This window comes from Qipengyuania gaetbuli (assembly GCF_020171365.1).
GTDB lineage: Bacteria > Pseudomonadota > Alphaproteobacteria > Sphingomonadales > Sphingomonadaceae > Qipengyuania > Qipengyuania gaetbuli_B.
Genome location: NZ_JAIUZO010000002.1, coordinates 1,930,980 through 1,952,656, shown reverse-complemented (window position 1 = coordinate 1,952,656; position 21,677 = coordinate 1,930,980). Strand labels below are relative to the sequence as shown.

Below are 21,677 nucleotides of genomic sequence, written 5' to 3'. Positions count from 1 at the left end.
GCGAGCGCGGCAACACAGCTTTTCAGGAATGCGCGTATCGGTTCAGTCGGCCAGCTTGTATTCGCGCTGGCTTCCGTCCTTGGCCGGCAGGGGCTCGGCAGTGCGAGCGACGCGCGGCCGGGTTGCTGCGGTGATGAGGCGCTTCTGCTCGTCTTCGGGCATGCGTTCCCATCCGCCCCGGGTAAGGCGTTCGAGCGGGCGGTAACGCACCTTGTATTGCATCCGCTCCGACCCTTCGACCCAATAGCCGAGGTAGACGTAGGGCAGGCCCTGCGCGGCTGCCCGGCGGATGTGGTCGAGGATGATGAAATTTCCAAGCCCGGCACGATCCTCAATATCAGGGTCGTAGAAGCTGTAGATCATCGACAGCCCGTCGCCCTGCACGTCCGTGAGACAGGCGCCGATCAGCCGTCCCGGCTGCGCCCCAACTCCCGGCTCCCGATATTCAACGACATAGCTGGATACCGGAGTGTGTTCCACCATATCCGCAAAGTCGGATTCGTCCATCTCTGCCATGCCGCCGCCGGGGTGGCGATGGGCAAGATACTTGCGCAGCAATTCGTACTGTTCGTCGGTCGCCCAGGGGCGGCATTCCGCGACTTCGATATCGCTGTTCGCCTTCAGCGTGCGCTTCTGGCTGCCGGAAGGCTTGAATTCATTGGCGACGACGCGGACCGAAACGCAGGCCTGGCAGTCGAGGCAGGAGGGCCGGTAGGCGACCGTCTGGCTGCGGCGGAAACCGATTCGCCCGAGCGCTTCGTTGAGTTCATCCGCGCTCTGCCCGCGCAGTTCCGTGAACACCTTTCGCTCGCTCTTGCCCGGCAGATACGGGCACGGCGCGGGGCTCGTCACGAAGAAGCGGGGGAAGCGGATCGGGGCCGTCACGGGTTGATGACATCCTCTGCGTTGCGGGCGACTTATATGTTTAACGACTCCTTTATGCCCGAGAGGTGCCCGGGTTAAAAGTGCCTTAACCACGAAAGTGGACCCAAGGCCGTTTGCGGCCCCGCCGTTCGCCCTATTCCAGTTCGGCCAGTTCGACCGAATAGCCCTTGGCTTCCAGCGCCTTGACCAGGCGGTCGATCTGGCTGCCGTCGCGCGCCTCGCACTCGATCTCGGTGATCAGGCCCTTGGCGGGAAGCGCGGTGAAAATGCGCTGGTGGTAGATCTCGATGATGTTGACGTTGTGGTCGTTGAACTCGCGCATGACCTTGTAGAGCGCGCCGGGGCGGTCCTGCAGCGTGATCCTGAGGCGCGCCAGCCGCCCGCTGCGGGCAAGGTCGCGCAGCAGCACGTTGGCGAGCAGGCGGGTGTCGATATTGCCGCCGCACAGCACCAGGCCGACGGTCTTGCCGGCAAAGCGTTCGGGGTAGGACAGGACCGCGGCAAGGCCCGCAGCGCCCGCACCCTCCACGACCGTCTTCTCGATCTGGAGAAGCAGCGACACGGCGTGTTCCAGCTTGGGTTCGCCGACCAGCAGGACCTCGTCGACCAGTTCGCGGATCACCTGGCTGGTAAAGGCACCGGGCTGCTTGACCGCAATGCCTTCCGCCAGCGTGTCGCCGCCGCACGGCAGCTCCTTGCCGGTCACGGCCGAATACATCGAGGGGAACAGCTGGGCCTGCACGCCCACCATCTCGATATCGGGGCGCAGCGCCTTGGCGACCGTCGCCATGCCGCTCATCAGGCCGCCGCCGCCGATCGGCACGACGAGGCAGTCGAAATCGTCCTTCGCCTCGAGCATCTCGAGCGCGACCGTGCCCTGCCCTGCAGCAACATTGGGATCGTCGAAGGGGTGGACGAAGGTGAGGCCGCGTTCGCGCTCCAGTTCGCGCGCATGGGAATAGGCCTCGTCGAAGGTCTCGCCGAACAGTTCGACCTTCCCGCCCACGCTTTCGGTCTGCATCACTTTCACGCTGGGCGTGGTCGAGGGCATCACGATGGTCACGGGAACGCCCAGCCTGCGCCCGTGATAGGACAGGCCTTGCGAGTGGTTGCCTGCGGACGCCGCGATTACGCCGCGGCGGCGCTGCTCTTCCGAAAGGTGGAGCAAGGCATTCAGCGCGCCGCGTTCCTTGTAGGCGGCCGTGAACTGGTGGTTTTCGAACTTTAGCCAGATGTCCGCCCCGGTAATCTCCGAAAGGGTGATGGAATGCATCAACGAGGTCTTGACCACTGCGCCTTCGATACGCGCAGCGGCAGCCCTCACATCGTCGAGGGTCAGGAGATCGGTCGCCTTCTCTCCGGTCGGCAGGGGATTGGCCTGTGTCATCGCCGGGGAAACTACGGCCCCCTCCTTGGCGGCGCAATGAGCGAAAGGGTTTGCCCGTGCCAAGCTTTGCCTTATCGCAGGCCCCGAACACGGATTGGGAAAGCCTGATGAAGAAGACACTTATCGCCGCCCTGCTCGCCACCACCGTCGCCGTGCCCGCACAGGCCGACGTGCTGGTCGACAACGTGACCGGCATCACCATGGATGCCGACGGCAAGGTGAAGCGGTTCGAGGCGCTGGTGATCGACGACGATGGCAAGGTGGCGAAGGTCATCGGCCGGGGCGAGGACCGCCCGCGCACCGACTACCGCGAGGATGGCAAGGGCCGCGTCATGCTGCCGGGCATGATCGATGCGCACGTCCACGTGATGGGCGTCGGTTTCGGCGCGCTGACACTGGACCTGTCGGAAACGAATTCGCTCGAGGAAGCGCTCGACAAGATCCGCACCTTCGCTGCCGAAAACGAAGCCCGTCCGTGGATTCTCGGGCGCGGGTGGAACCAAGAAAAATGGGGCCTCGGCCGCTTCCCGACCGCTGCCGAACTCGACAGCGCCGTGGCCGACCGACCGGTCTATCTCGAGCGCGTCGACGGCCATGCCGGCTGGGCCAACAGCCTCGCGATGCAGGCCGCCGGCATCACGGCGCAGAGCAAGTCGCCTGCGGGCGGCAGGATCGAAACCCTGCCCGGTTCGAAACAGCCCAGCGGCGTTTTCGTCGATGCTGCCGAGGAACTCATGCGCAAGGCCATCCCGGCCCCGCGCGCCAACGAGCGCGACCTGGCGCTCGCCGAAGCGCAGAAGGTCTTCCACCGCTACGGCATCACGGCAGTCGCCGACATGGGCACCACGATCGAGGACTGGCAGGCCTTCCGGCGCGCCGGCGACATGGGCTCGCTGAACCTGCGCATCATGTCCTATGCCTCGGGCCCCGAACAGATGGTGCTGATCGGCGGATCGGGCCCCTCACCGTGGCTCTACGACGACAAGCTGCGCATGAACGGGGTGAAGCTCTATCTCGACGGCGCGCTGGGCAGCCGCGGGGCATGGCTCAAGCGCCCTTATGCCGACGATCCGGGCAATTACGGCCTGCCGCTGCAGACGCCTGCGCAGCTTCGCAACATCCTCGTGCGCGCCGCACAGGGCGGCTTCCAGCCGGCAGTCCACGCCATCGGCACGGCTGCCAATGCGGAAGTGCTGAACGCGGTGAACGAGATCGCGGAAAGCTTCGACGGCGATCGCCGCTGGCGGATCGAACACGCGCAGATCATCGACCCCGTCGACCTGCCCAAGATCGCGCAGAACGGCATCATCGCCTCAATGCAGCCGCTCCACCAGACGTCCGATCGCCTGATGGCCGAGGCGCGGCTGGGCATGGACCGCCTCGAAGGTGCCTATGCCTGGAACACCGTGCTGCAACTGGGCGGCAAGCTGGCCTTCGGCTCGGACGCGCCGGTGGAACCGTCGGACGTCTTTGCCGGCTACGCAGCCGCGATCACGCGCATGGATGCCAACGGCCAACCCTTCGGCGGCTGGCTGCCGAAGGAGCGCGTCAATCGCGAGGAAGCACTTGCCGGGTTCACTTCGGACGCGGCCTATGCCGGATTTGCGGAAGGCCGCTTCGGAAGGCTGCTGCCGGGCGAGCGGGCCGACTTCATCCTGGTCGACCGCGACCCGCTGATGGCGACGCCGGAAGAAATCCGCGCGACCAAGGTACTGGAAACCTGGGTCGGCGGCCGGAAGGTCTACGACGCGGACTGATCGGCGGCGGTTTCTTCCGCTGCCTTTTCCTTCGCGTCGCGCTTCTCGAAGATGCGCATCAGCACGAGCGAGCCTTCGAACAGCAGCAGCAGCGGGATCGCCAGCAACAGCTGCGAGCCCGGGTCGGGCGGCGTAATGACCGCCGCCACGATCACGACCAGCACGATCACATAGCGCCTTGCATTGACCAGCTGTTCGCGCGTCACGATGCCTGCGCGATGCAGCAGCAGCAGCAGGACCGGGAGCAGGAAGCTCATCCCGAAGGCGAGGATGAACTGCATGACGAGGCCGAGATATTCGTTGGCCGTCGGCAGTGCGTTGATTTCGAGCCCGCCTGCCGTGCCCTCGAAGCCGAGAAACCACTCGAAAGCCGTCGGCATCACGACGTAATAGGCCAGCGCCGCGCCGCAGGTGAACAGGAAGGGCGTCGCGATCAGGAAAGGCAGGAAGGCCTTCTTCTCGCGCGCATAGAGCCCGGGCGCGATGAAGGCCCAGAGCTGGTTCGCGATATAGGGAAACGCGATGCAGAAGCCTGCGAACAGCGCCACTTTCAGCTCGACGAAGAACACCTCGTAAAGCTTGGTGAAGATCAGCTGGCCCTTGCCGTCGGGAAAGGACGATTTGAGCGGTTGGATCAGGAAACCGAGGATTTCGTCCGCGAAATAGAGGCACACGCCGAATGCCACCACCAGCGCTGCGACGCAGCGAACCAGCCGCGTGCGCAGTTCCATCAAGTGGTCGAGCAGCGGCGCCTGGCTCTCGTCGATATCCTTGATCTCGAAGGCCATGTCAGCTCTCGCCCTTGGCCGGCGGAGGGGGCGGCACGTCGCCGAGCGGCAGGCCCGGCTCCGCATCGGCTACGCCGCCATGTTCCGGCGCTTTCTTCGGCGCGGCCCGCTTGATGGCCGCCTCTGCCGCGGCATCGGCATCCGCCGGATCCGCCGCAGGAGCCATGGAATTCATTTCGCCATCGGGCGCGCCGCCTTCCGGCTCGTTGCCGGTCGGATACTTGGCCATGATTTCCTTGTTCCGGTCGGCCCACTGCTTTTCCATGTCCTCGATTTCCGCCTGCCGGACCATCTCGTCGATGCCGGCGCGGAAATGGGTGGACATGCGGCGCAGCTTGCCGATCCAGCGACCCGCAGTACGCATGGCACGCGGCATGTCTTTCGGGCCGATCACGAGGATCGCCACGATGACAATCACCAGCAGTTCGCTGGCGCCGATATCGAACATGCGTGCCTCCGCCCTCTAGCGGATTACTTGGTGTCGGACGTCGACTTGACCTGGTCTTCGGTCAGCCCGTCGCTGGCGGGCTTCGCCTCGTGTTCGAGGTGCTTGGTCGGCTTGGCATCGTCTTCGTTCATGCCCTGCTTGAAGCTTTTGATGCCCTTGCCGAAATCGCCCATCATCTCGGAAATGCGGCCGCGGCCGAACAGGACGAGGATGACGATGGCGATAATGATGAGCTGCCAGGGGCCGAGCGACATGGGGATACCTTTGTAAGTGGGTTTCTGCCGATATAGGCGCTCGGCCGGCGCAATGCCAGTCAGCTTGCGTCCTCGCTCTCGTCTTCCTCGTCCGGCATCGCGGTGAGTTCCTCGAAGGCGTCGTCGACAGGATCGAGCAGGCCGGTCGCACGCAATTCCGCGATTCCTGGCAGGTCGCGGCGACTGGAAAGACCGAAATGGTCGAGGAATTCGGGCGTCGTCGCGTAGATCGTAGGGCGCCCGGGCACTTCCCGCCGCCCGGCGATTTTCACCCAGCCCGCTTCCATCAGCACGTCGAGCGTGCCGCCCGATGTCTGCACCCCGCGGATCGATTCGATTTCCGCGCGGCTCACAGGCTCGTGATAGGCGATGATCGCCAGCACTTCGGTCGCGGCGCGGCTGAGGCGGCGGACCTGCTCCTTTTCCTTGCGCAGCAGGTGGGCAAGATCGGGCGCGGTTTCGAAATGCCAGCGCTTGCCGCGCTCGACCAAGTGAACGCCGCGTTCGGCATAGGTTTCCGCCAGCACGGCCAGCGCATCGCGCACATCGGAAGTCGCCGCATCGCCCAGGAACCCGGCCAGCGCATCCACGCTCATCGGCTCCTCGGCCGCGAACAGCGCCGCTTCGATCGCGCGTTCCAGTTCGGTCACGACACGCGCCTCAGGCGCAGCGGACCGAAGATGTCCTCCTGCGCAAGCTCGGCCTTGCCGAGCCGGGCGAGTTCGAGCGCGGCCACGAAGCTCGATGCGAGCGCCGAGCGCTTGAGACGCGGTTCGGCGTGTGGCGGCAGGAAATCGCGGATTTCCATCCATTCCAGCGTCACGCCCAGCATGTTCGACACGCGCTCGAGCGCGCTGTCGAGAGTCATCACGGGCCGTTCGCGCACCATGTGGATGGCGGGCGCAGTGCGCGCCTTGACCCGGCCATAGGCCTCGATCAGCGCGAACTGGTCGCAGTGCCACTGCGTCTTGCGGACAATGGCGAGGCCTTCGGGTGCCCCGCGCAGGAACACGTCGCGCCCGATGCGGTCGCCGCCCATGAGGCGTGCTGCCGCATCGCGCATCGCGCCAAGCCGCTGGAGACGCAGCTGGAGCTTGAGCGCCAGTTCTTCCGGGCTCGGATCTTCCTGCTCTTCCTTGGGCAGCAGCATCGCGGACTTGAGGTAGGCGAGCCAGGCGGCCATCACGAGGTAGTCCGCCGCCAGTTCCAGCTTCAGCGCCTCGGCCTTGTCGATGTAGTCGAGATATTGCTCGACCAGGGCGAGGATTGAAATCTCGCGCAGGTCGACCTTCTGGCGCCGCGCGAGGTCCAGCAGCAGGTCGAGCGGCCCTTCCCACCCGTCGAGTTCGAGATAGAGCGCGCCGTCGTCGACCGGCGCCTCGGCGGCAATGCCGTCCCAGTCGTCCGCCTGCTCGGGCGCGTCGCCGAAGAGCAGCCCGTCGCTCATGCCGCCTGCTCCGCCACCGCGAGCAGCGCGTCGCGCTTGGCCAGGAGATGGCCGATCTCGACCTCGTCCGCCGGGTCACCCATCAGCGCGTGGACTCGTTCGAGGCGCGTGCTCGCTTCGTCGCCCATAGCACCGATCCGGTTCGCGATGGCGACCTGGTCGTCCATGCGCGCCCAGCAGTTGAGAGCAATGTCGCATCCGGCGGCCAGCGCCTTCTCGCAGCGTTCGGGGATCGTGCCTTCGAGCGCCTGCATGTCGATATCGTCGGACAAAAGCAGCCCGTCGAAGCCGATCTTCCCGCGAATGACATTGCCGATCACATCGGGCGAAAGCGTTGCCGGGCGATGCTCGTCCCAGGCAGTGAAAACGATATGCGCGCTCATCCCCAAGGGGTGGCTGGCAAGCGAGCGGAAGGGTTCGATATCGACTTCGAGCTCCGCCTCGCTCGCATCGACGCGGGGGAGCTCCTTGTGGCTGTCGACCGTGGCGCGGCCATGGCCGGGCATGTGCTTGAGGCAGCCGACCACGCCTGCGTGCCCCATCCCGTCGAGCACCGCGCGGCCGAGCGCTGCCACCTGCATCGGATCGCTGCCCAAGGCCCGGTCGCCGATGACATTGTCCGTTTCGGGCCGCCGCACGTCGAAGGGGGCGTGGAAATCCACGCTGACGCCGACGCGGGCGAGTTCGCGGGCAATCGCTTCCGCATTCACGCGGGCTGCCTCGATTGCGGATGCCGGGGCGATTTCGAACAGGCGCGCGAATGCCTCGCCAGCGGGGAATTTCGGCCATTCCGGGGGCTTCATGCGCGAAACGCGCCCGCCCTCCTGGTCGATGGAGACGATCAGGCGGTCGCGGCCATGGATGGCCCGCAAATCGTCGGTCAGCCGGCGCATCTGGTCGCGGTCTTCGCAATTGCGCGCGAACAGGATGTAGCCGGCCGGATCGGCGTCCTTGAAAAAGGCGCGTTCCTCGGCCGTCAGTTCGGGGCCGGAAATGCCGAAGATTACGGGCAACATGCGAGGAATTTGCGCCGCTTGCCCCTCGCAGGCAAGCGGGTTGCCGACGGGAGGTGTGGAAAGCGCGCCCTATTCGGCCGGCCGGGCGCTATTTCACGAAACAGGGCAGGCCATCGGACTTCAGCCGGCCGCACAGCGCGTTTGCCGAACCGCGATCGCCCGCGACGGCCTGGAGGCGGTAGACCTTGCCGATATCGACCTGCGCCTCGATGACGCGGTGGCTTACCCCGCTCAGCGCCTCGGTCTGGCGGATGAGGCGAGCCCAGGCCGCTTCCGCTTCCTCGCGGCTCGGGAATGCGCCGACCTGGACGCCGACGCCCGAACGCGGTTCCGGCTTCGGGGCAGGCGCGGCTGCGGGCTCGTCCCCGGCATTGAGCGTGGTCGCAAGCGACGGGGCGGCGGCGCTGCCGGGCTTGTCGGCCAGGCGACCTTCGCGGGTCTGCCCTTCGCCCACGGCAAAGCTGGTGTCGCCCGTGCCGGCATAGGTCTTGCCGCCCGGGTTTTCGGGCCGCGACTTGTAGGGTTCGTCGGGAGCGGCAATCAGGCTGCCGTCGGCAGGCGGTTCGCTGGCCGCGCCGCCGAGAAAGTACCAGGTGCCGCCAAGGATCGCACCGATCAGTACCACGGCGAGCACGCCGATCAGGACGATGCGCGAGGTCGCATAGCCACCTTCGTCGCCTTCTTCCTCGTCGGCTTCCAGCCACGGCAAGCGCTCGTCGCTGTCGATCAGCTCGAGATCCTCGCCTTCGTCCCAGTCTGCGCCCTGGTCGTAGCCGCCTGCGGCCATTCCTACATCTCCTCGACCGCCTCGACCCCGAGAATGCCGAGGCCGTTGCGGATTACCTGCCCGATCTGCGAAGCGACGAACAGCCGCGCTCCGGTCAATTCGGCATCCCCCTCCTGGATGATGCGCTTTGCCGGATCATCGTTACCCGCATTCCAGTAGCTGTGGAAGGCGGCGGCAAGATCGCCGAGGAAAAAGGCGATGCGGTGCGGTTCGCGGGCGCGCGCGGCGGCCTCGACGATACGCGGGAATTGCGCAGCTTCGCGCACCAGCGCCAGTTCGTCCGCGCCGAGGCGATCAAGATGCGCATCGCTCGGCTCGACACCAGCCTTGCGCAGCGTCGAGCGGATACGCGCATGGGCGTACTGGAGGTAGAAGACCGGGTTGTCCTTGCTGGCCTCGACCACCTTGGCGAAGTCGAATTCCATCTGCGCTTCGGGCTTGCGGGTCAGCATGGTGAAACGCACCACGTCCTTCCCCACTTCCTCGACCACGTCGGCCAGCGTCACGAAAGTGCCCGAACGCTTGGACATCTTCACCGGCTCGCCGTCGCGCATCAGGTTGACCATCTGCACCAGCTTCACGTCGAAGGGGATCGGCTGGCCCTGCCCTTCGGAAAGCGCGGCGACGGCCGCCTTGATCCGCTTGACCGTACCGGCATGGTCGGCGCCCCAGATATCGATCAGCGCATCGGCCTTCTCCGCCTTCTGCAAGTGATAGGCGAGGTCGGCCCCGAAATAGGTCCAGGTCCCGTTCGATTTCTTGATCGGGCGGTCTTGGTCGTCGCCGAACCGGGTCGAACGGAACAGCGGCAGTTCGACCGGCTCCCAGTCTTCGGGCGGGGCCTTGCCCTTGGGCGCTTCGAGCACGCCGTCATAGACGAAGCCGTGTTCGCGCAGCCACTTTTCGGCATCTTCGGGCTTTCCGGCGGCCTGCAATTCGGCCTCGGAGGCGAAGGTGTCGTGATTGATGCCCAGTAGCGCGAGGTCGGCGCGGATCATGTCCATCATCGCCGCGACCGCCTTCTGGCGGAACAGCACCAGCCACTCTCCTTCGGGAGCAGCGGCGTATTTGTCGCCGAATTCGGCAGCCAGCGTCTTGCCGACCGGCTTCAGATATTCGCCCGGGTACAGGCCTTCGGGGACTTCGCCGATGTCTTCGCCCAGCGCTTCGCGGTAGCGAAGGTGTGCCGAGCGGGCGAGCACGTCCACCTGACCGCCCGCATCGTTGACGTAATATTCGCGGATCACCTCGTGGCCGGAAAATTCCAGCAGGCCCGCCAGCGCATCGCCCACCACCGCGCCGCGGCAATGGCCCATGTGCATCGGGCCGGTCGGGTTGGCCGAGACATATTCGACATTGACCTTCTGGCCGCCGCCCATCGCGGAACGGCCATAGTCTGCGCCCATGGCGGCAATCGCCGACAGCTCGCGCAGCCACGCCGTGTCGGCAAGGCGCAGGTTGATGAAGCCCGGGCCGGCAATGCTGGCCTCGACGATATCGGGTTCGCGCGTGAGGTGATCGACGATCAGTTCGGCCAGCGCGCGCGGATTGGTCTTCGCCTGCTTGGCCAGCACCATGGCGGCATTGGTCGCCAGGTCGCCATGCGAGGGATCGCGCGGCGGTTCCACCGTGACGTTCGATCGGTCGGTCCCGGACGGAAGCTGTCCTTCCATCTCGAGAGCATTGAGAACAGCGTCGATTTTCGCCGCGAAAGAGGCGTGGAGTGTCTGCATGTCAGCCATGCCCGCGCGCCTAGACGAATCGGGCGAAATGGCAAGATGCGAGGGGCGCTGGCGCCCGCCCGGTCAACGGGTGACGTTGTAGCGCAGCTGGTCTTCGGTCAGCTGGAAGCCGACGAGCAGTTCGAAGGTCGCGCGCTGGACGGCGGCACGCACTTCGGGATCGGCCAGCGGATCAAGCGCGGCATCGGGATCGCCCGCCTCGCGCTTGCGGGTGATGCGTTCGCGCACGTCGGCGGGCAGCGTCGCATCGGCGCGGTTGACGAAGGCACCTGCCTTGGCCGACGCGCTGGCGCGTTCCTGGCCATCGGCAAAGGTCAGCGTCACGGTGCCGACACGCTTGGTGACGACCGCGCTGCCACCGCGCAGGACGGTGGAGAAATAGGGCAGTTCGACCGTGCGCGCGCCGCGCACATCGCTGCGGCGGGCGACCACGTCGAAGCTCGCTTCGGAATAGACGCGCTCCACGTCTTCCGAGCAGGTCGAGGTCAAATTGGTGATCGCGGCCGTCACGTCGAGATCGGCCTGCGTCTTGGTGCCCGTGTTGCGGAACACGGTGATATCGCCGGTATAATCGGGGATGCCGACAGCCGGGCAGGCCGTGCGCACTGCGGTAATGCCGACCGCGTTTCCGGACACCACCAGTTCACCATCGCTCTTGCATCCCGCCAGTGCGAGACCCATTCCAAGTGCGGTCAGGAGGCGAAAGCGATTGGTCATGTCTGCGGCATTCCTCGTAAGTTCGTATTCAAAGACCCGACCGGGGCGAGCGTGCCCTAGCTTGGCGCGATGCAAAGCGCTAGAGGGGCGCGCATGAACGCCCCCTTTCCATCCACCGCTGCGGGCAATGACCCCCGGCTGCCCCTGAAGCTGCTGATTGCGGCACCCCGCGGTTTCTGCGCCGGCGTCGACCGCGCGATCGAGATCGTGGAACGCGCGCTCCAGAAATACGGTGCGCCAGTCTATGTGCGGCACGAAATCGTCCACAACCGCTACGTGGTCGATTCCCTGAAGGCCAAGGGCGCGATCTTCGTCGAGGAACTGGACGAGGTGCCCGACGATGCACCGGTCGTCTTTTCCGCCCACGGCGTGCCGAAATCGGTCCCGGCCGAGGCCGAACGGCGCAAGCTCCTTTATGTCGATGCCACCTGCCCGCTGGTGAGCAAGGTGCACCGCCAGGCCGAACGCCAGATCGAAAAGGGGCAGCATATCCTCTTTATCGGCCATGCCGGCCACCCCGAGGTGATCGGCACCATGGGCCAGGTCCCCGAAGGCCAGATCACCCTGGTCGAAACGGTCGAGGACGTCGCCGCCCTGCCCTTCACGCAGGATGACGACCTCTCCTTCCTCAGCCAGACCACGCTGTCGGTCGACGACACGCGCGAAATCATCGAGGCGCTGCAGGACCGCTATCCGCAGATCGTCGCGCCCAAGGCGGAGGACATCTGCTATGCCACCAGCAACCGGCAGGCGGCAGTGAAGGAAATCGCGGGCGGCTGCGATCTCGTCCTCGTCATCGGCGCGCCCAATTCGTCGAATTCGCTCCGCCTCGTCGAAGTGGCCGAGCGCATGGGCACCGATTCCCGCCTCATCCAGCGGGCCGAGGATATTGAGCCCGAATGGCTCGAAGGCGTGGCCACGCTGGGCCTGACGGCAGGCGCCTCCGCACCCGAAAAGCTCGTGCGCGAAGTGGTCGACCGCCTGTCCGACTGGCGGCAGGTGAGCGAGGAAATCATCACCACCGCCGAGGAAAACATGGTGTTCAAGCTGCCCCGACAGCTGACCGAATAGCTTGGCGGTCTACACCCATCTCGGTGCCGAGGAGCTTGCCCGGCTGATTGCCGAATACGACGTCGGCCAACTGGTTTCGGCCAAGGGCATCGCGGAAGGCGTCTCCAATTCGAACTGGCTCGTCGAAACGACGCAGGGCCGGTTTATCCTGACCATGTACGAGCGACGGATCGACACGGGCGACCTGCCCTTCTTCCTCGGCCTGCTCGACCACCTGGCCGAACGCGATTGCCCGGTGCCGGCAACGATCCATGATCGCAGCGGCGGCCTCTATCGGCTGATCGAGGGCAAGGCGGTGGCGCTGATCGAATTCCTGCCGGGCGTTTCGCCCAATGCCCCAACGCCGGGGCAGGCCCGCGCGGTCGGCGCTGCCCTTGCCGAAGTGCATCTCGCCGCGCGCGAATTCCCGCTCGACCGGACCGACGACCTCGCACCCTGCAATACGCTGGCCATACTGGAGCGGTGTGGCAGCAGCGCGCTCGCTTCCATCGATGCCGACCTTCCGCGCGCTCTCGAAAAGGGCCGCGAGGTGGTGGCTGCGTGGCCGGACGACCTGCCCGGTTCCGTCATCCATTCTGACCTCTTCCCGGACAATGTCCTGATGCTGGGCGAGCAGGTGACGGGGATGATCGACTTCTATTTCGCCTGCAACGGGTCGATGGCCTACGACCTTGCCGTCACCCATGCGGCATGGTGCTTCGACAAGCGCGGCGAGCGGTTCGACGCGGCCATCGGACAGGCCCTGATGGATGGCTATTGCGGTGTCCGGCCGCTCGGCGATGCCGAAAGGTCGGCCCTGCCGCTGCTGGCGCAAGGGGCGTGCCTGCGCTTCGTTGCCAGCCGGGCCGAAGACTGGCTCGACACGCCGGCGGACGCGCTGGTGACGCGCAAGGATCCGATGGATTTCGTGCGGCGGTGGGATTTCTACGTCGAAAACGGCACCAAGGTCTTCGCCTGAGCGGAACAGGCGGCTAGGGCGCACGGCGATGAAACACGTAGAACTCTTCACCGACGGTTCGTGCAAGGGCAATCCGGGCCCGGGCGGCTGGGCCGCGCTGCTGCGCATGGGACGTCACGAAAAGGAAATGTCGGGGGGCGAGCCTCACACGACCAACAACCGGATGGAAATGACGGCGGCTATCCGCGGCCTGTCCGCCCTGATCGAACCCTGCAAGGTCGATATCTATACCGACAGCAAGTACCTGATCGACGGCATTACCAAGTGGGTGCACGGCTGGAAGAAACGCGGCTGGGTCAATGCCAGCAAGAAGCCCGTCATGAATGCCGAACTGTGGCATGACCTCATCGAGGTGACGGCGCGTCATGATGTCGAATGGCACTGGGTCCGCGGCCATTCGGGCCACCCGGAAAACGAACGGGTGGATGCCCTCGCCAACCAGGCCGCCGACAGGGCGGCGGTCGGCGAGGGGTCATAGGGTCAGCTTTCGTCGACCGTTTCGGCGCCGGGGCCGTTCTTCTTGACCGATTCAATTGCGTTCTTGGCGCTGGCCTTCGAGCTGTAACCCTCGGTCCAGAAGATCGCTTCCGAATTGTACATGAAGTAGGCGACGAACTCGCCGGCCTTGTTCTTCTTGATCTTGAAATGGTGAGCCATCGATCTTCTCCCGTTTTTGCGGCTTCGGATGCCCCACACTAACAAATGATATGCGCTTGGCTAGGGGAAGCGGGCCGGCGAATAGAGTGTTGCATCAATTGTGCGGGTCATTTCATCGCTTGTGGCGCCCGTCAGCAGCTGGGCTCCCAGCCGCGCCGCCGCCGGTGACGTCTGGATGCCGAAGCCCCCCTGCCCTGCAAACCAGGCAAATCCCTCGACCTGCGGATCGAAGCCATAGACCGGCAACCGATCCGGCGCGAAGCTCCTGAGCCCCGCCCACTTGCGCTCCAGCGCGCGGACTTTCCAGTCGACGACCTGTTCGAACCGCTCGATCGCTTCGGCGACTGCCAGTTCCTCCGGCGCGGCATCGCAGGCCTCGACCGGATCCTCGTCATGCGGGCTGAGCCACACCCGGCCCGTCTCCGGCTTGAAGTAGAAGCTCCCCGCGATGTCGAGAACGAGCGGCAGGTCCGCGTCCGGTGCCGGATCGGTGCGCAATTGGGCAACGGTACGCCGATAGGGCTGGATGCCCAGGGGCCTCACCCCCGCAAGCGTGGCCACCTCGTCCGCCCAGGCCCCGGCGGCATTGACCAGCACTGCGGCGCGATAGGTCTCGCCCTTTGTGTCCTTCAGCGTCCAGGCACCGTCGTTACGGAAAGCGGTAGCCAGCCGCGCGCGGCACGCGATGTCTACGCCTAGCTGGCGAGCACGGCCGAGATAATGCGCATGGAGCCCTGCCACGTCGATGTCGGCACAGGCAGGTTCCCAGATGGCCGAGGTCCAGCTCTCGCGCAGGCCGGGGACACGGCCTTCCAGCTCGTCCCGGCCGATACGTTCGATCGTCGCGCCGCTATCGGCGAAGCGGGACATGAAGGCGTCGAGTTCTCCGGCGTCGCTTTCCCGCCCGATGTAGAGCGCGCCGCGCGGGCTCAGGAAACCGTGTTCCCGCAGGTACGCACCCGAGGCGATCGTCAGCGGGACGATCTCGGGGCCGCCGTAGCATTCTTCCCAGAAGGCTGCCGACCTCCCCGTCGAATGGTAACCGGGCTGGTCCTCCGCCTCGAGCACCAGCACGCTCGCACCGGCCTCCGCTAGTTCGGCGGCAAGGCTGGCTCCGGCGATGCCGGCCCCGACGATGGCAAAATCATAAATCTTCACGACGAGGCGGGCGCCACCCGGTCAAGGAATTCAGTCACTGCGCCGAGCGCGCGGTTTCGCACGGCTGGCACCTCGCGGAATATCTCGTGATGGGCCTCGGGGCCGAACTCGACCAGCTCGCCGCGCGGCAGGCGTTCAGCCGCGCGTTTGGCCGCGGCGTGGCTGACCAGCTTGTCGTTCGCGGTGGAGACGATGAGCACCGGCACGTCGATGCCCTCCATCGCGCCCGAAGCCTCGATCGCCCGGGTCGAGGCATAGGCACGCTCGACCCAGCCCCAGCTGCCCGGACCCATGACCAGTTCGGGACGCTTCTCGCGCCACCAGAGTTCGTCGGCATAGCGTTCACCGTCATGCGTCAGCAGGTCGCGGCGGCGTGCCGGGATTTCGCCGGGCTTCTCACTCCACTTCCAGGCGGGCCGCGTGGGTTCCCCGACCTTGGTCATGACCTTGGCGACGCCGTGAAGCAGCGGCAGCGGCAAGGGCGGGCCGCTCATGCCGAGCATGGGAGCGGACAGGACCACCGCATCTGGCGATACGGCACCGTCTACGAGGGCGCGCATGACGATATGCCCGCCCATGGAATGCGCGGCGAGGACATGCGGCCCCGGGGTCTGTGCCGACCAGTCGCGCCACAGGTTCGCAAGGTCATCGACCCAGTCGGAGAAGTCGCCGACGTGGCCGGTAATCGCATCGTCGCCCAGCCGGCCCGAGCCTGCCTGACCGCGCCAGTCGGCTGCGGTCACCCGCCAGCCGGCGCGGTGCCATTCTTCCAGCGTCTCGAGGTATTTCTCGTAGAAGTCACCGCGACCCGGCAGGAACAGGATCGAGCCGCGCGGCGAGCCTTGGGCACCCGGCCAGTCGATCCGGCGCAGTGCATGGCCGTCTGCTGCCGTCCACACGCCTTCGCTCGCATGGGCCGGGATGGCGCGGCGGTCGATTGCTGCCGGGGCGGTTTTTTCGGTGGCGTCGGGAATGATGTCCTCCGGCATGCGCGTCGATGGCATGGTTACTATTTGGTAAGCATGTTTCGGTAGCACCACCCCCTGAGACGAGTTCCGGGGGCGTGATGCACGACCAGATTTTCACCTACGTTTTGCTTGCCGCCTTGGCAATCGGCCTGCTGTGGGCAGCGGTGACCGATCTGAAGAGCCGCACCATCGGCAATCGCCTGAACCTGGCGATCGCCGCCGGCGCGCCGCTGTTCTGGTGGGCCAGCGGACTTTCGCTCTGGCCCGGCGTTGCCATACAACTCGGTATCGCAGTCGTTACCTTCGCGGTCTGCTGCCTGTTCTTCGCCATTCGCCAGATGGGCGGCGGCGACGTGAAGCTGCTGACCGCGCTGGCGCTGTGGTTCCCGCCGACCAATTTCATGGTGCTGGTCATCATCATGGCCATGGCTGGCTGGGTACTGACCCTGGCCATGGGCATGTGGGGCGTTGCGCATTCGCGCGTCGTGGGCGGACGTCCTGTCCGCGACACGCTGCTGCTGGGTGCCTGTACGCTGGTCGCGGCGAATTTCGCCAGCGCCGTCCTGGGCGGTCCCAAGCTGGCCCTGCCCGATGCGATCATGGAACCGCTGGCCTCGAACGGGGCCGCTTCGATCGCGGTCGCGCTGGTGCCGGTTGCCATTCTTGCCTTCGTTACGCTGGCCTCGATCCGGATCATCCGCCGGCACGACCAGCAGCCGCGCATTCCTTACGGACTCGCCATCGCAATCGCCGGCCTCTGGGTCGCGGGCGGTGATCTCGTTGCAGACTTTTCACGGGCCTCTTTGGGCTGACAACCCGATTTTAACCAATCGGATCGTAGAGACGGAAACCATAGCAGCCCGCCATCGATTCACGCGGGCCTTATGAGGGGGCTTAAAAGCCATGGATAGGAAGAAGCTGGTTCTGCTGGTTGGTGCGCTGGTCGTTGCGATCGGCACGGCACTTGTTGCCCGCAGCATGTTCGCAGGAGCCGCGGCTCCGGATGCCAACGCCGCAGCGCAGGTCGAAGCCGCCGGACCCAAGGTCCTGGTCGCGCAGCGTGCCCTGCCTACCGGCACCATCATCACTGCTGACGCCATCGGCTACCAGCTGTGGCCGGAAGAGCTGGTGCAGGATGCCTACTTCCTCGACGGCGAGGCAGACATCAGCAAGCTGATCGGCACCGTCGTGCGTCATCCTATCACGGCCGGCGAGCCGGTGACCCAGGGTTCGCTCGTGAGCCCCGGCGATCGCGGCTTCCTTGCTGCCGCCCTTACTCCGGGCATGCGTGCCATCACGGTTCCGGTCGATGCTAAGAGCGGTGTTGCCGGCTTCGTCTTCCCGGGCGACCGCGTCGACATGGTCCTCACCCAGACGGTGACTGGTAATGACGGCCTGGCGCTGAAAGCGTCGGAAACCATCCTTCGTAACCTTCGCGTGCTGGCGACCGACCAGTCGACCACGCAGGAAACCATCGATGGCGTTACCCAGGTCAAGGCGTTCCGCACGGTTACGCTCGAAGTGACCCCGGTGATTGCCGAGAAGGTGGCCGTCGCCCAGACGATCGGCACGCTCAGCCTCGCGCTGCGCGCCATCGCCGACAGCGAAGGCGAACTCGAACGTGCCCTCGCCTCGGGCGACGTGAGCATCCCCGACGATGCCACGCCCGAAGAAGAAGAGCGTATCCTGCGCACGGCGATGAGCCGTCCGGACGATGCCCGCGGCACCTATGTGACGGGCGGTGACGTCTCGCGCTTCCAGCGCACCACGATGCCGCCGCAGGGTTCGCGTGGCCGCACTTCGGACAATGACGATGGTACGTTCTCGAACACTTCGCCGCGCAGCTCGGCCCCGTCGGCTCCGGTCGTTCGTGGTCCGATGGTCCGCGTGACTCGCGGCAAGAGCACCGAGGCCGTTCCGGTCGCGATGCAGGGTTCGATCCACAGCATGAACAAGGCCATCGGCGACGGTGCGGGCAAGGCAGCGGACACTGTTCCGGTCGCGCTCAAGACCCTTCGCTAAGATCAAACAAGCTCAGGAAGCCATTCAGGGGGCAATTCCATGAAACGTCGTCTTTCCACCAAACTGCTGCTTGCCGGCCTGGCGATGGCGCCGCTGGCAGCCGCACCGACGACTACGGCCACGGCCCAGTCGGTTGTCCGCCCGAGCCAGGACATCGTCCTCTCGATCGGTCGCGGCGAACTGGTCAACGTGCCCGGCGCAATGACCGACGTGTTCATCTCGAACGAGAACGTCGCGGATGTGCAGGTCAAGTCGCAGCGCCAGCTCTACCTGTTCGGCAAGTCCGGCGGCGAGACCACGGTCTATGCCAGCAACGCGGCCGGCGACATCATCTGGTCGGCCAATGTCCGCGTGGGTTCGAACATCGGCAGCATCGACCAGATGCTCGCCCTGGCGATGCCCGAAGCGCAGATCAACGTAGCCACGATGGGCACCAATGTGGTCCTCCTCACCGGCACAGTGGCAGCTCCGGAAGACGCGGCAGAGGCCCAGGCCCTCGTCGAAGCCTTTGTGGGTGAAGGCACCAATGTCATCAGCCGCCTGCGCATGGCGACCCCGCTGCAGGTCAACCTGCAGGTCCGCATCGCCGAAGTCAGCCGTTCGCTGGTTCGCACGCTTGGCGTGAACCTCCAGTCGATCGACAGCTCCAGCGGCTTCAAGATCGGCATCGGCCAGGGTCGTCCGGCAGCGCTGTTCGCTCCCGGCCAGTCGCTCGGCATGAACGCCAGCACTAACGACGTCGGCATCAACCCCATCACGGGAGAGCAGGTCATCGTCCCGGCGACCTCGATCATGGGTGCCGACCTCGGCAGCACACTCGGCTTTGCCGGCAAGTTCCTCGGCCTCGACATCGGCGGCGCGCTCGACCTTGCGGAAACGCAAGGCCTGGTGACCACGCTGTCGCAGCCGAACCTGACCGCCCTGTCGGGCGAAACGGCGGAATTCCTCGCCGGTGGCGAATTCCCGATCCCGCTCAACCAGGGCCTCGGCAACACCACCATCGAATACAAGAACTACGGCGTCAGCCTGGCCTACACCCCGACAGTGCTCTCGAACGGCCGGATCTCGATCCGCGTGCGTCCCGAAGTGTCGGAACTGTCGGCCCAGGGCGCGATCGAGTTCGAAGGCTTCCGTATCCCCGCGCTTATTACGCGCCGTGCGGAAACGACCGTGGAACTCGGCTCCGGCCAGAGCTTCATGATCGCCGGCCTGCTGTCGAACAACCAGTCGAACCAGATCGAGAAGGCACCGGGCCTCGGTGACATCCCGATCCTCGGCAACCTGTTCCGTTCGACCGACTATCGTCGCGGCGAAACCGAGCTGGTCATCGTGATCACGCCGTACCTGGTGAAGCCGGTCAATGCGAACGACATTCGCCTGCCGACCGACGGTTACCAGAAGCCGACCGAATTCCAGCGCCTGCTGGGCTTCCGCGAAGGCGACAGCACTGGCGAAGGCCCCGCCCGCCCGGTTCCGACCGTGCGCGACGCAGGCAGCGCCGATCCGCAGATCTCCTACGAGACCTCGGGCGACAACAAGCGCGTGGCAAACAAGGGCGAAGCCCGCCGCGAAGAGAAGACCGCCGCTGCAAAGCCCGGCTTCAGCTTTGAATGAGGGGACGAGACGTGACTAACGCAATCAACCGCAAGCTTACCGCTTCGATCGCAGCCTCGCTCGCCCTCGCACTGGGCGCCTGCGGCAGCTCGAACATGGAAAACCGGACGCTTTACAGCGTGAAGCAGCCGGTGGTGGAACGCTCCAACTTCGTGCTCGACGTGAACACGAATGCCGACGGCCTGCCCGTGTCCGAACAGCAGCGCCTCGCCGAATGGTTCGAAAGCATGGACCTGCGCTACGGTGACCGCGTCGCCATCGAGGATGCCACCGGTTCGGCCGCCGTCCGCGAAGACGTCGCCGTGCTCGCCGGCCGCTATGGCCTGCTGCTTGCCGAAGGTGTGCCGGTCACTGCCGGATACGCCCAACCCGGCCAGGCACGCGTGGTCATCACCCGTTCGACCGCATCGGTCCCGGGCTGCCCCGACTGGTCGCACACAGCCGAGGGCAACGGCGGCAATGCAACCAACCCGAACTACGGCTGCGCCATCAACAGCAACCTCGCTGCGATGGTCGCCAATCCCGAAGATTTGATCCGCGGCCAGCAGGGCAGCGGTGAAACCGTCGTCACCACCTCGACCAAGGCCATCAAGGCCTATCGCGAGATGGAGCCGACCGGAAAGGGCGGCCTGCCCGAAGTCAGCACCACTGAAGGGGATTAATTCATGAGCGCTTCCTGGAAATCCGGAATGCCCGGAAATCGCGATCCGTTTGCAGCCTTCATCTGCGACGAAACCGCGCTGGATGTCCTGCGCCCGGTGGTGATCGAACTCGGCTGGCAGCCTGAAAAGTGCAACAAGGGTGGCCTGCGCAACGCGATCCAGTCGCTGTCGGTGTCGGCCAGCCCGAACATCCTAATGGTCGACCTGTCGGAAAGCGGCGATCCGCTGAACGACATCAACGCCCTCGCCGAGGTTTGCGAACCCGGCACGGTGGTGATCGCGATCGGCCAGGTCAACGACGTGCGCCTCTATCGCGACCTGCTCGCCAGCGGCATCCATGACTACCTGCTGAAGCCGCTTTCGGCTTCGGTGCTGCGCGATTCGCTGAATGCCGCACAGGCCGTCTTCCTCGCACCGCGCGGTGGCGAAGCCGACCAGGTCAAGCGTCACATCTCGACCGCAGTCGTCGGTACGCGTGGCGGCGTCGGTGCATCGACCATCGCGACCTCGCTCGCCTGGATCTACGCGGAAAAGCACATGCCGACCGCGCTGCTCGACCTCGACGTGCACTTCGGTGTCGGCGCACTCACGCTCGACCTCGAACCGGGCCGCGGCCTGACCGACGCGATCGACAACCCGAGCCGCATCGACGGCCTGTTCATCGAACGCGCCATGATCCGCGCCAACGACAATCTGGCGATCCTGTCGGCAGAAGCGCCGATCAACTCGCCGCTGATGACCGATGGCTCGGCCTTCCTGCAGCTGCAGGAAGAGTTCCGTCACGCCTTCGAGATGACGCTCGTCGACATGCCGCGCAACATGCTGATCAACTTCCCGCACCTGCTGAACGACGTGAACGTCGTGACGCTGGTCACGGAAATGACGCTCGCCTCGGCGCGTGACACGATCCGCATCCTGTCCTGGCTCAAGACCAATGCCGCGCATGCCACCCCGGTGGTCGTGGCCAACAAGGTCCAGCCCGGCATGCAGGAAATCAGCAAGGCCGACTTCGAGGCTTCCATCGAACGCTCGATCGACGTCTCGATCCCGTACGATGCGAAGGCCGCAGTGAACGCCGCCAAGCTTGGCAAGACCTTCGTAGATGCGAACGGTTCGAGCAAGGCGACAGGCGCGATCAAGCAGCTTTCCTCGCGCATCATCGGCCTCGGCGACGAAGAGAGCGACGAGGCGCAGGATGTCGGCGGCAACAAGAAGTCGCTGCTGGGCAGCTTCGACATCAAATCGCTGCTGGCCAAGAAGGACAAGGCCCAGTTCGAGAACGCGGGCGAATAATTATCCCGGAGGCGGGTTGGCCCCAGCGCCCCCGCCTCCCGGACTG

23 protein-coding genes are annotated in these 21,677 nt (G+C 65.5%); 9 read left to right on the top strand and 14 right to left on the bottom strand.

All coding sequences use genetic code 11. The annotated features are described in order from the left end of the window. Positions 1–42: 42 nt before the first annotated feature. Together LCL94_RS10185 and LCL94_RS10180 are read right to left on the bottom strand one after the other, a co-directional pair. A complete protein-coding gene (locus tag LCL94_RS10185; protein WP_224832105.1) occupies positions 43–885 on the bottom strand; it encodes an arginyltransferase in 843 nt (280 codons plus the stop codon). A 133-nt stretch (positions 886–1,018) separates the two neighbouring features. Next, positions 1,019–2,272, bottom strand: coding sequence for a threonine ammonia-lyase (locus LCL94_RS10180; RefSeq protein ID WP_224832104.1), 1,254 nt, complete (start codon positions 2,270–2,272; stop codon positions 1,019–1,021). 107 nt (positions 2,273–2,379) lie between these two features. Between LCL94_RS10180 and LCL94_RS10175 the strand changes: the two genes are divergently transcribed. Continuing rightward, complete coding sequence (locus LCL94_RS10175) at positions 2,380–4,029, top strand: amidohydrolase (RefSeq protein WP_224832103.1); 1,650 nt, start codon at positions 2,380–2,382, stop codon at positions 4,027–4,029. On the opposite strand, the gene tatC is transcribed toward LCL94_RS10175, so the two are convergent. The 9 genes from tatC to LCL94_RS10130 all read right to left on the bottom strand — a co-directional run bounded on the left by tatC (position 4,014) and on the right by LCL94_RS10130 (position 11,228). Beyond that, a complete protein-coding gene (gene tatC, locus LCL94_RS10170; protein WP_224832102.1) occupies positions 4,014–4,817 on the bottom strand; it encodes a twin-arginine translocase subunit TatC in 804 nt (267 codons plus the stop codon). The genes LCL94_RS10175 and tatC overlap by 16 nt on opposite strands. Position 4,818: 1 nt before the next feature. Then, a complete protein-coding gene (gene tatB / locus LCL94_RS10165) occupies positions 4,819–5,265 on the bottom strand; it encodes a Sec-independent protein translocase protein TatB (RefSeq protein WP_224832101.1) in 447 nt (148 codons plus the stop codon). 23 nt (positions 5,266–5,288) lie between these two features. After that, positions 5,289–5,519, bottom strand: a complete 231-nt coding sequence (tatA, locus tag LCL94_RS10160) for a twin-arginine translocase TatA/TatE family subunit (protein WP_224832100.1) — start codon at positions 5,517–5,519, stop codon at positions 5,289–5,291. A gap of 59 nt (positions 5,520–5,578) precedes the next feature. Continuing rightward, positions 5,579–6,169 (bottom strand): SMC-Scp complex subunit ScpB, encoded by a 591-nt coding sequence (gene scpB / locus LCL94_RS10155; protein WP_160606219.1) that lies wholly within the window; start codon positions 6,167–6,169, stop codon positions 5,579–5,581. Beyond that, complete coding sequence (locus tag LCL94_RS10150) at positions 6,166–6,966, bottom strand: segregation and condensation protein A (protein WP_224832099.1); 801 nt, start codon at positions 6,964–6,966, stop codon at positions 6,166–6,168. Before LCL94_RS10150 ends, scpB begins: the two co-directional genes overlap by 4 nt. Further along, positions 6,963–7,982, bottom strand: coding sequence for a beta-N-acetylhexosaminidase (gene nagZ / locus LCL94_RS10145; protein ID WP_224832098.1), 1,020 nt, complete (start codon positions 7,980–7,982; stop codon positions 6,963–6,965). The genes LCL94_RS10150 and nagZ overlap by 4 nt, the downstream gene beginning before the upstream one ends. Positions 7,983–8,070: 88 nt before the next feature. Next, on the bottom strand, positions 8,071–8,769 hold the full coding sequence (locus LCL94_RS10140; protein ID WP_224832097.1) for an SPOR domain-containing protein: 699 nt from the start codon (positions 8,767–8,769) through the stop codon (positions 8,071–8,073). Positions 8,770–8,771: 2 nt separating this feature from the next. Next, entirely contained in the window at positions 8,772–10,511 is a 1,740-nt protein-coding gene (argS, locus tag LCL94_RS10135; RefSeq protein WP_224832096.1) for an arginine--tRNA ligase, read from the bottom strand. Between the two features lie 63 nt (positions 10,512–10,574). After that, the gene (locus LCL94_RS10130) at positions 10,575–11,228 is read right to left on the bottom strand and encodes a hypothetical protein (protein ID WP_224832095.1); all 654 of its coding nucleotides are present in this window, start codon (positions 11,226–11,228) and stop codon (positions 10,575–10,577) included. 93 nt (positions 11,229–11,321) lie between these two features. On the opposite strand from LCL94_RS10130, the gene ispH reads away from it, so the two are divergent. From ispH to rnhA, 3 genes are read left to right on the top strand one after another with little or no spacing between them, the layout of a single operon-like run. After that, on the top strand, positions 11,322–12,299 hold the full coding sequence (gene ispH / locus LCL94_RS10125) for a 4-hydroxy-3-methylbut-2-enyl diphosphate reductase (protein WP_222554444.1): 978 nt from the start codon (positions 11,322–11,324) through the stop codon (positions 12,297–12,299). Between the two features lies 1 nt (position 12,300). Beyond that, complete coding sequence (gene thrB, locus LCL94_RS10120) at positions 12,301–13,257, top strand: homoserine kinase (RefSeq protein WP_224832094.1); 957 nt, start codon at positions 12,301–12,303, stop codon at positions 13,255–13,257. Between the two features lie 28 nt (positions 13,258–13,285). After that, positions 13,286–13,735, top strand: a complete 450-nt coding sequence (gene rnhA, locus LCL94_RS10115; RefSeq protein ID WP_222554446.1) for a ribonuclease HI — start codon at positions 13,286–13,288, stop codon at positions 13,733–13,735. A gap of 2 nt (positions 13,736–13,737) precedes the next feature. Here rnhA and LCL94_RS10110 read toward each other — a convergent pair whose 3' ends face one another. The 3 genes from LCL94_RS10110 to LCL94_RS10100 are packed head-to-tail and all read right to left on the bottom strand — an operon-like array spanning position 13,738 to position 16,061. Continuing rightward, positions 13,738–13,914 (bottom strand): YegP family protein, encoded by a 177-nt coding sequence (locus tag LCL94_RS10110; protein ID WP_160751827.1) that lies wholly within the window; start codon positions 13,912–13,914, stop codon positions 13,738–13,740. 60 nt (positions 13,915–13,974) lie between these two features. After that, positions 13,975–15,072 carry an NAD(P)/FAD-dependent oxidoreductase gene (locus tag LCL94_RS10105; RefSeq protein ID WP_224832093.1) on the bottom strand — a complete coding sequence of 366 codons (1,098 nt, stop codon included), beginning with the start codon at positions 15,070–15,072 and terminating at the stop codon, positions 13,975–13,977. Continuing rightward, complete coding sequence (locus tag LCL94_RS10100) at positions 15,069–16,061, bottom strand: alpha/beta hydrolase (RefSeq protein WP_224832092.1); 993 nt, start codon at positions 16,059–16,061, stop codon at positions 15,069–15,071. The genes LCL94_RS10105 and LCL94_RS10100 overlap by 4 nt, the downstream gene beginning before the upstream one ends. A gap of 77 nt (positions 16,062–16,138) precedes the next feature. On the opposite strand from LCL94_RS10100, the gene LCL94_RS10095 reads away from it, so the two are divergent. From LCL94_RS10095 to LCL94_RS10075, 5 genes are all read left to right on the top strand, one after another. Then, positions 16,139–16,852 carry a prepilin peptidase gene (locus LCL94_RS10095; RefSeq protein ID WP_224832091.1) on the top strand — a complete coding sequence of 238 codons (714 nt, stop codon included), beginning with the start codon at positions 16,139–16,141 and terminating at the stop codon, positions 16,850–16,852. Positions 16,853–16,943: 91 nt separating this feature from the next. Beyond that, the gene (gene cpaB / locus LCL94_RS10090; RefSeq protein WP_224832090.1) at positions 16,944–18,062 is read left to right on the top strand and encodes a Flp pilus assembly protein CpaB; all 1,119 of its coding nucleotides are present in this window, start codon (positions 16,944–16,946) and stop codon (positions 18,060–18,062) included. 39 nt (positions 18,063–18,101) lie between these two features. Continuing rightward, complete coding sequence (locus LCL94_RS10085) at positions 18,102–19,676, top strand: type II and III secretion system protein family protein (protein WP_224832089.1); 1,575 nt, start codon at positions 18,102–18,104, stop codon at positions 19,674–19,676. 11 nt (positions 19,677–19,687) lie between these two features. Then, positions 19,688–20,338 carry a CpaD family pilus assembly protein gene (locus LCL94_RS10080; protein WP_224832088.1) on the top strand — a complete coding sequence of 217 codons (651 nt, stop codon included), beginning with the start codon at positions 19,688–19,690 and terminating at the stop codon, positions 20,336–20,338. A 3-nt stretch (positions 20,339–20,341) separates the two neighbouring features. Next, positions 20,342–21,631 carry a pilus assembly protein CpaE gene (locus LCL94_RS10075; protein WP_224832087.1) on the top strand — a complete coding sequence of 430 codons (1,290 nt, stop codon included), beginning with the start codon at positions 20,342–20,344 and terminating at the stop codon, positions 21,629–21,631. Positions 21,632–21,677: the final 46 nt, after the last annotated feature.

Bases quoted from the DNA above. Each gene is read 5' to 3' on its own strand.
- LCL94_RS10180 (WP_224832104.1), bottom strand. From the start codon at position 2,272: ATGACACAGGCCAATCCCCTGCCGACCGGAGAGAAGGCGACCGATCTC.
- LCL94_RS10175 (WP_224832103.1), top strand. From the start codon at position 2,380: ATGAAGAAGACACTTATCGCCGCCCTGCTCGCCACCACCGTCGCCGTG.
- tatC (WP_224832102.1), bottom strand. From the start codon at position 4,817: ATGGCCTTCGAGATCAAGGATATCGACGAGAGCCAGGCGCCGCTGCTC.
- tatB (WP_224832101.1), bottom strand. From the start codon at position 5,265: ATGTTCGATATCGGCGCCAGCGAACTGCTGGTGATTGTCATCGTGGCG.
- tatA (WP_224832100.1), bottom strand. From the start codon at position 5,519: ATGTCGCTCGGCCCCTGGCAGCTCATCATTATCGCCATCGTCATCCTC.
- LCL94_RS10150 (WP_224832099.1), bottom strand. From the start codon at position 6,966: ATGAGCGACGGGCTGCTCTTCGGCGACGCGCCCGAGCAGGCGGACGAC.
- nagZ (WP_224832098.1), bottom strand. From the start codon at position 7,982: ATGTTGCCCGTAATCTTCGGCATTTCCGGCCCCGAACTGACGGCCGAG.
- LCL94_RS10140 (WP_224832097.1), bottom strand. From the start codon at position 8,769: ATGGCCGCAGGCGGCTACGACCAGGGCGCAGACTGGGACGAAGGCGAG.
- argS (WP_224832096.1), bottom strand. From the start codon at position 10,511: ATGGCTGACATGCAGACACTCCACGCCTCTTTCGCGGCGAAAATCGAC.
- LCL94_RS10130 (WP_224832095.1), bottom strand. From the start codon at position 11,228: ATGACCAATCGCTTTCGCCTCCTGACCGCACTTGGAATGGGTCTCGCA.
- ispH (WP_222554444.1), top strand. From the start codon at position 11,322: ATGAACGCCCCCTTTCCATCCACCGCTGCGGGCAATGACCCCCGGCTG.
- rnhA (WP_222554446.1), top strand. From the start codon at position 13,286: ATGAAACACGTAGAACTCTTCACCGACGGTTCGTGCAAGGGCAATCCG.
- LCL94_RS10110 (WP_160751827.1), bottom strand. From the start codon at position 13,914: ATGGCTCACCATTTCAAGATCAAGAAGAACAAGGCCGGCGAGTTCGTC.
- LCL94_RS10100 (WP_224832092.1), bottom strand. From the start codon at position 16,061: ATGCCGGAGGACATCATTCCCGACGCCACCGAAAAAACCGCCCCGGCA.
- LCL94_RS10095 (WP_224832091.1), top strand. From the start codon at position 16,139: ATGCACGACCAGATTTTCACCTACGTTTTGCTTGCCGCCTTGGCAATC.
- cpaB (WP_224832090.1), top strand. From the start codon at position 16,944: ATGGATAGGAAGAAGCTGGTTCTGCTGGTTGGTGCGCTGGTCGTTGCG.
- LCL94_RS10085 (WP_224832089.1), top strand. From the start codon at position 18,102: ATGAAACGTCGTCTTTCCACCAAACTGCTGCTTGCCGGCCTGGCGATG.
- LCL94_RS10075 (WP_224832087.1), top strand. From the start codon at position 20,342: ATGAGCGCTTCCTGGAAATCCGGAATGCCCGGAAATCGCGATCCGTTT.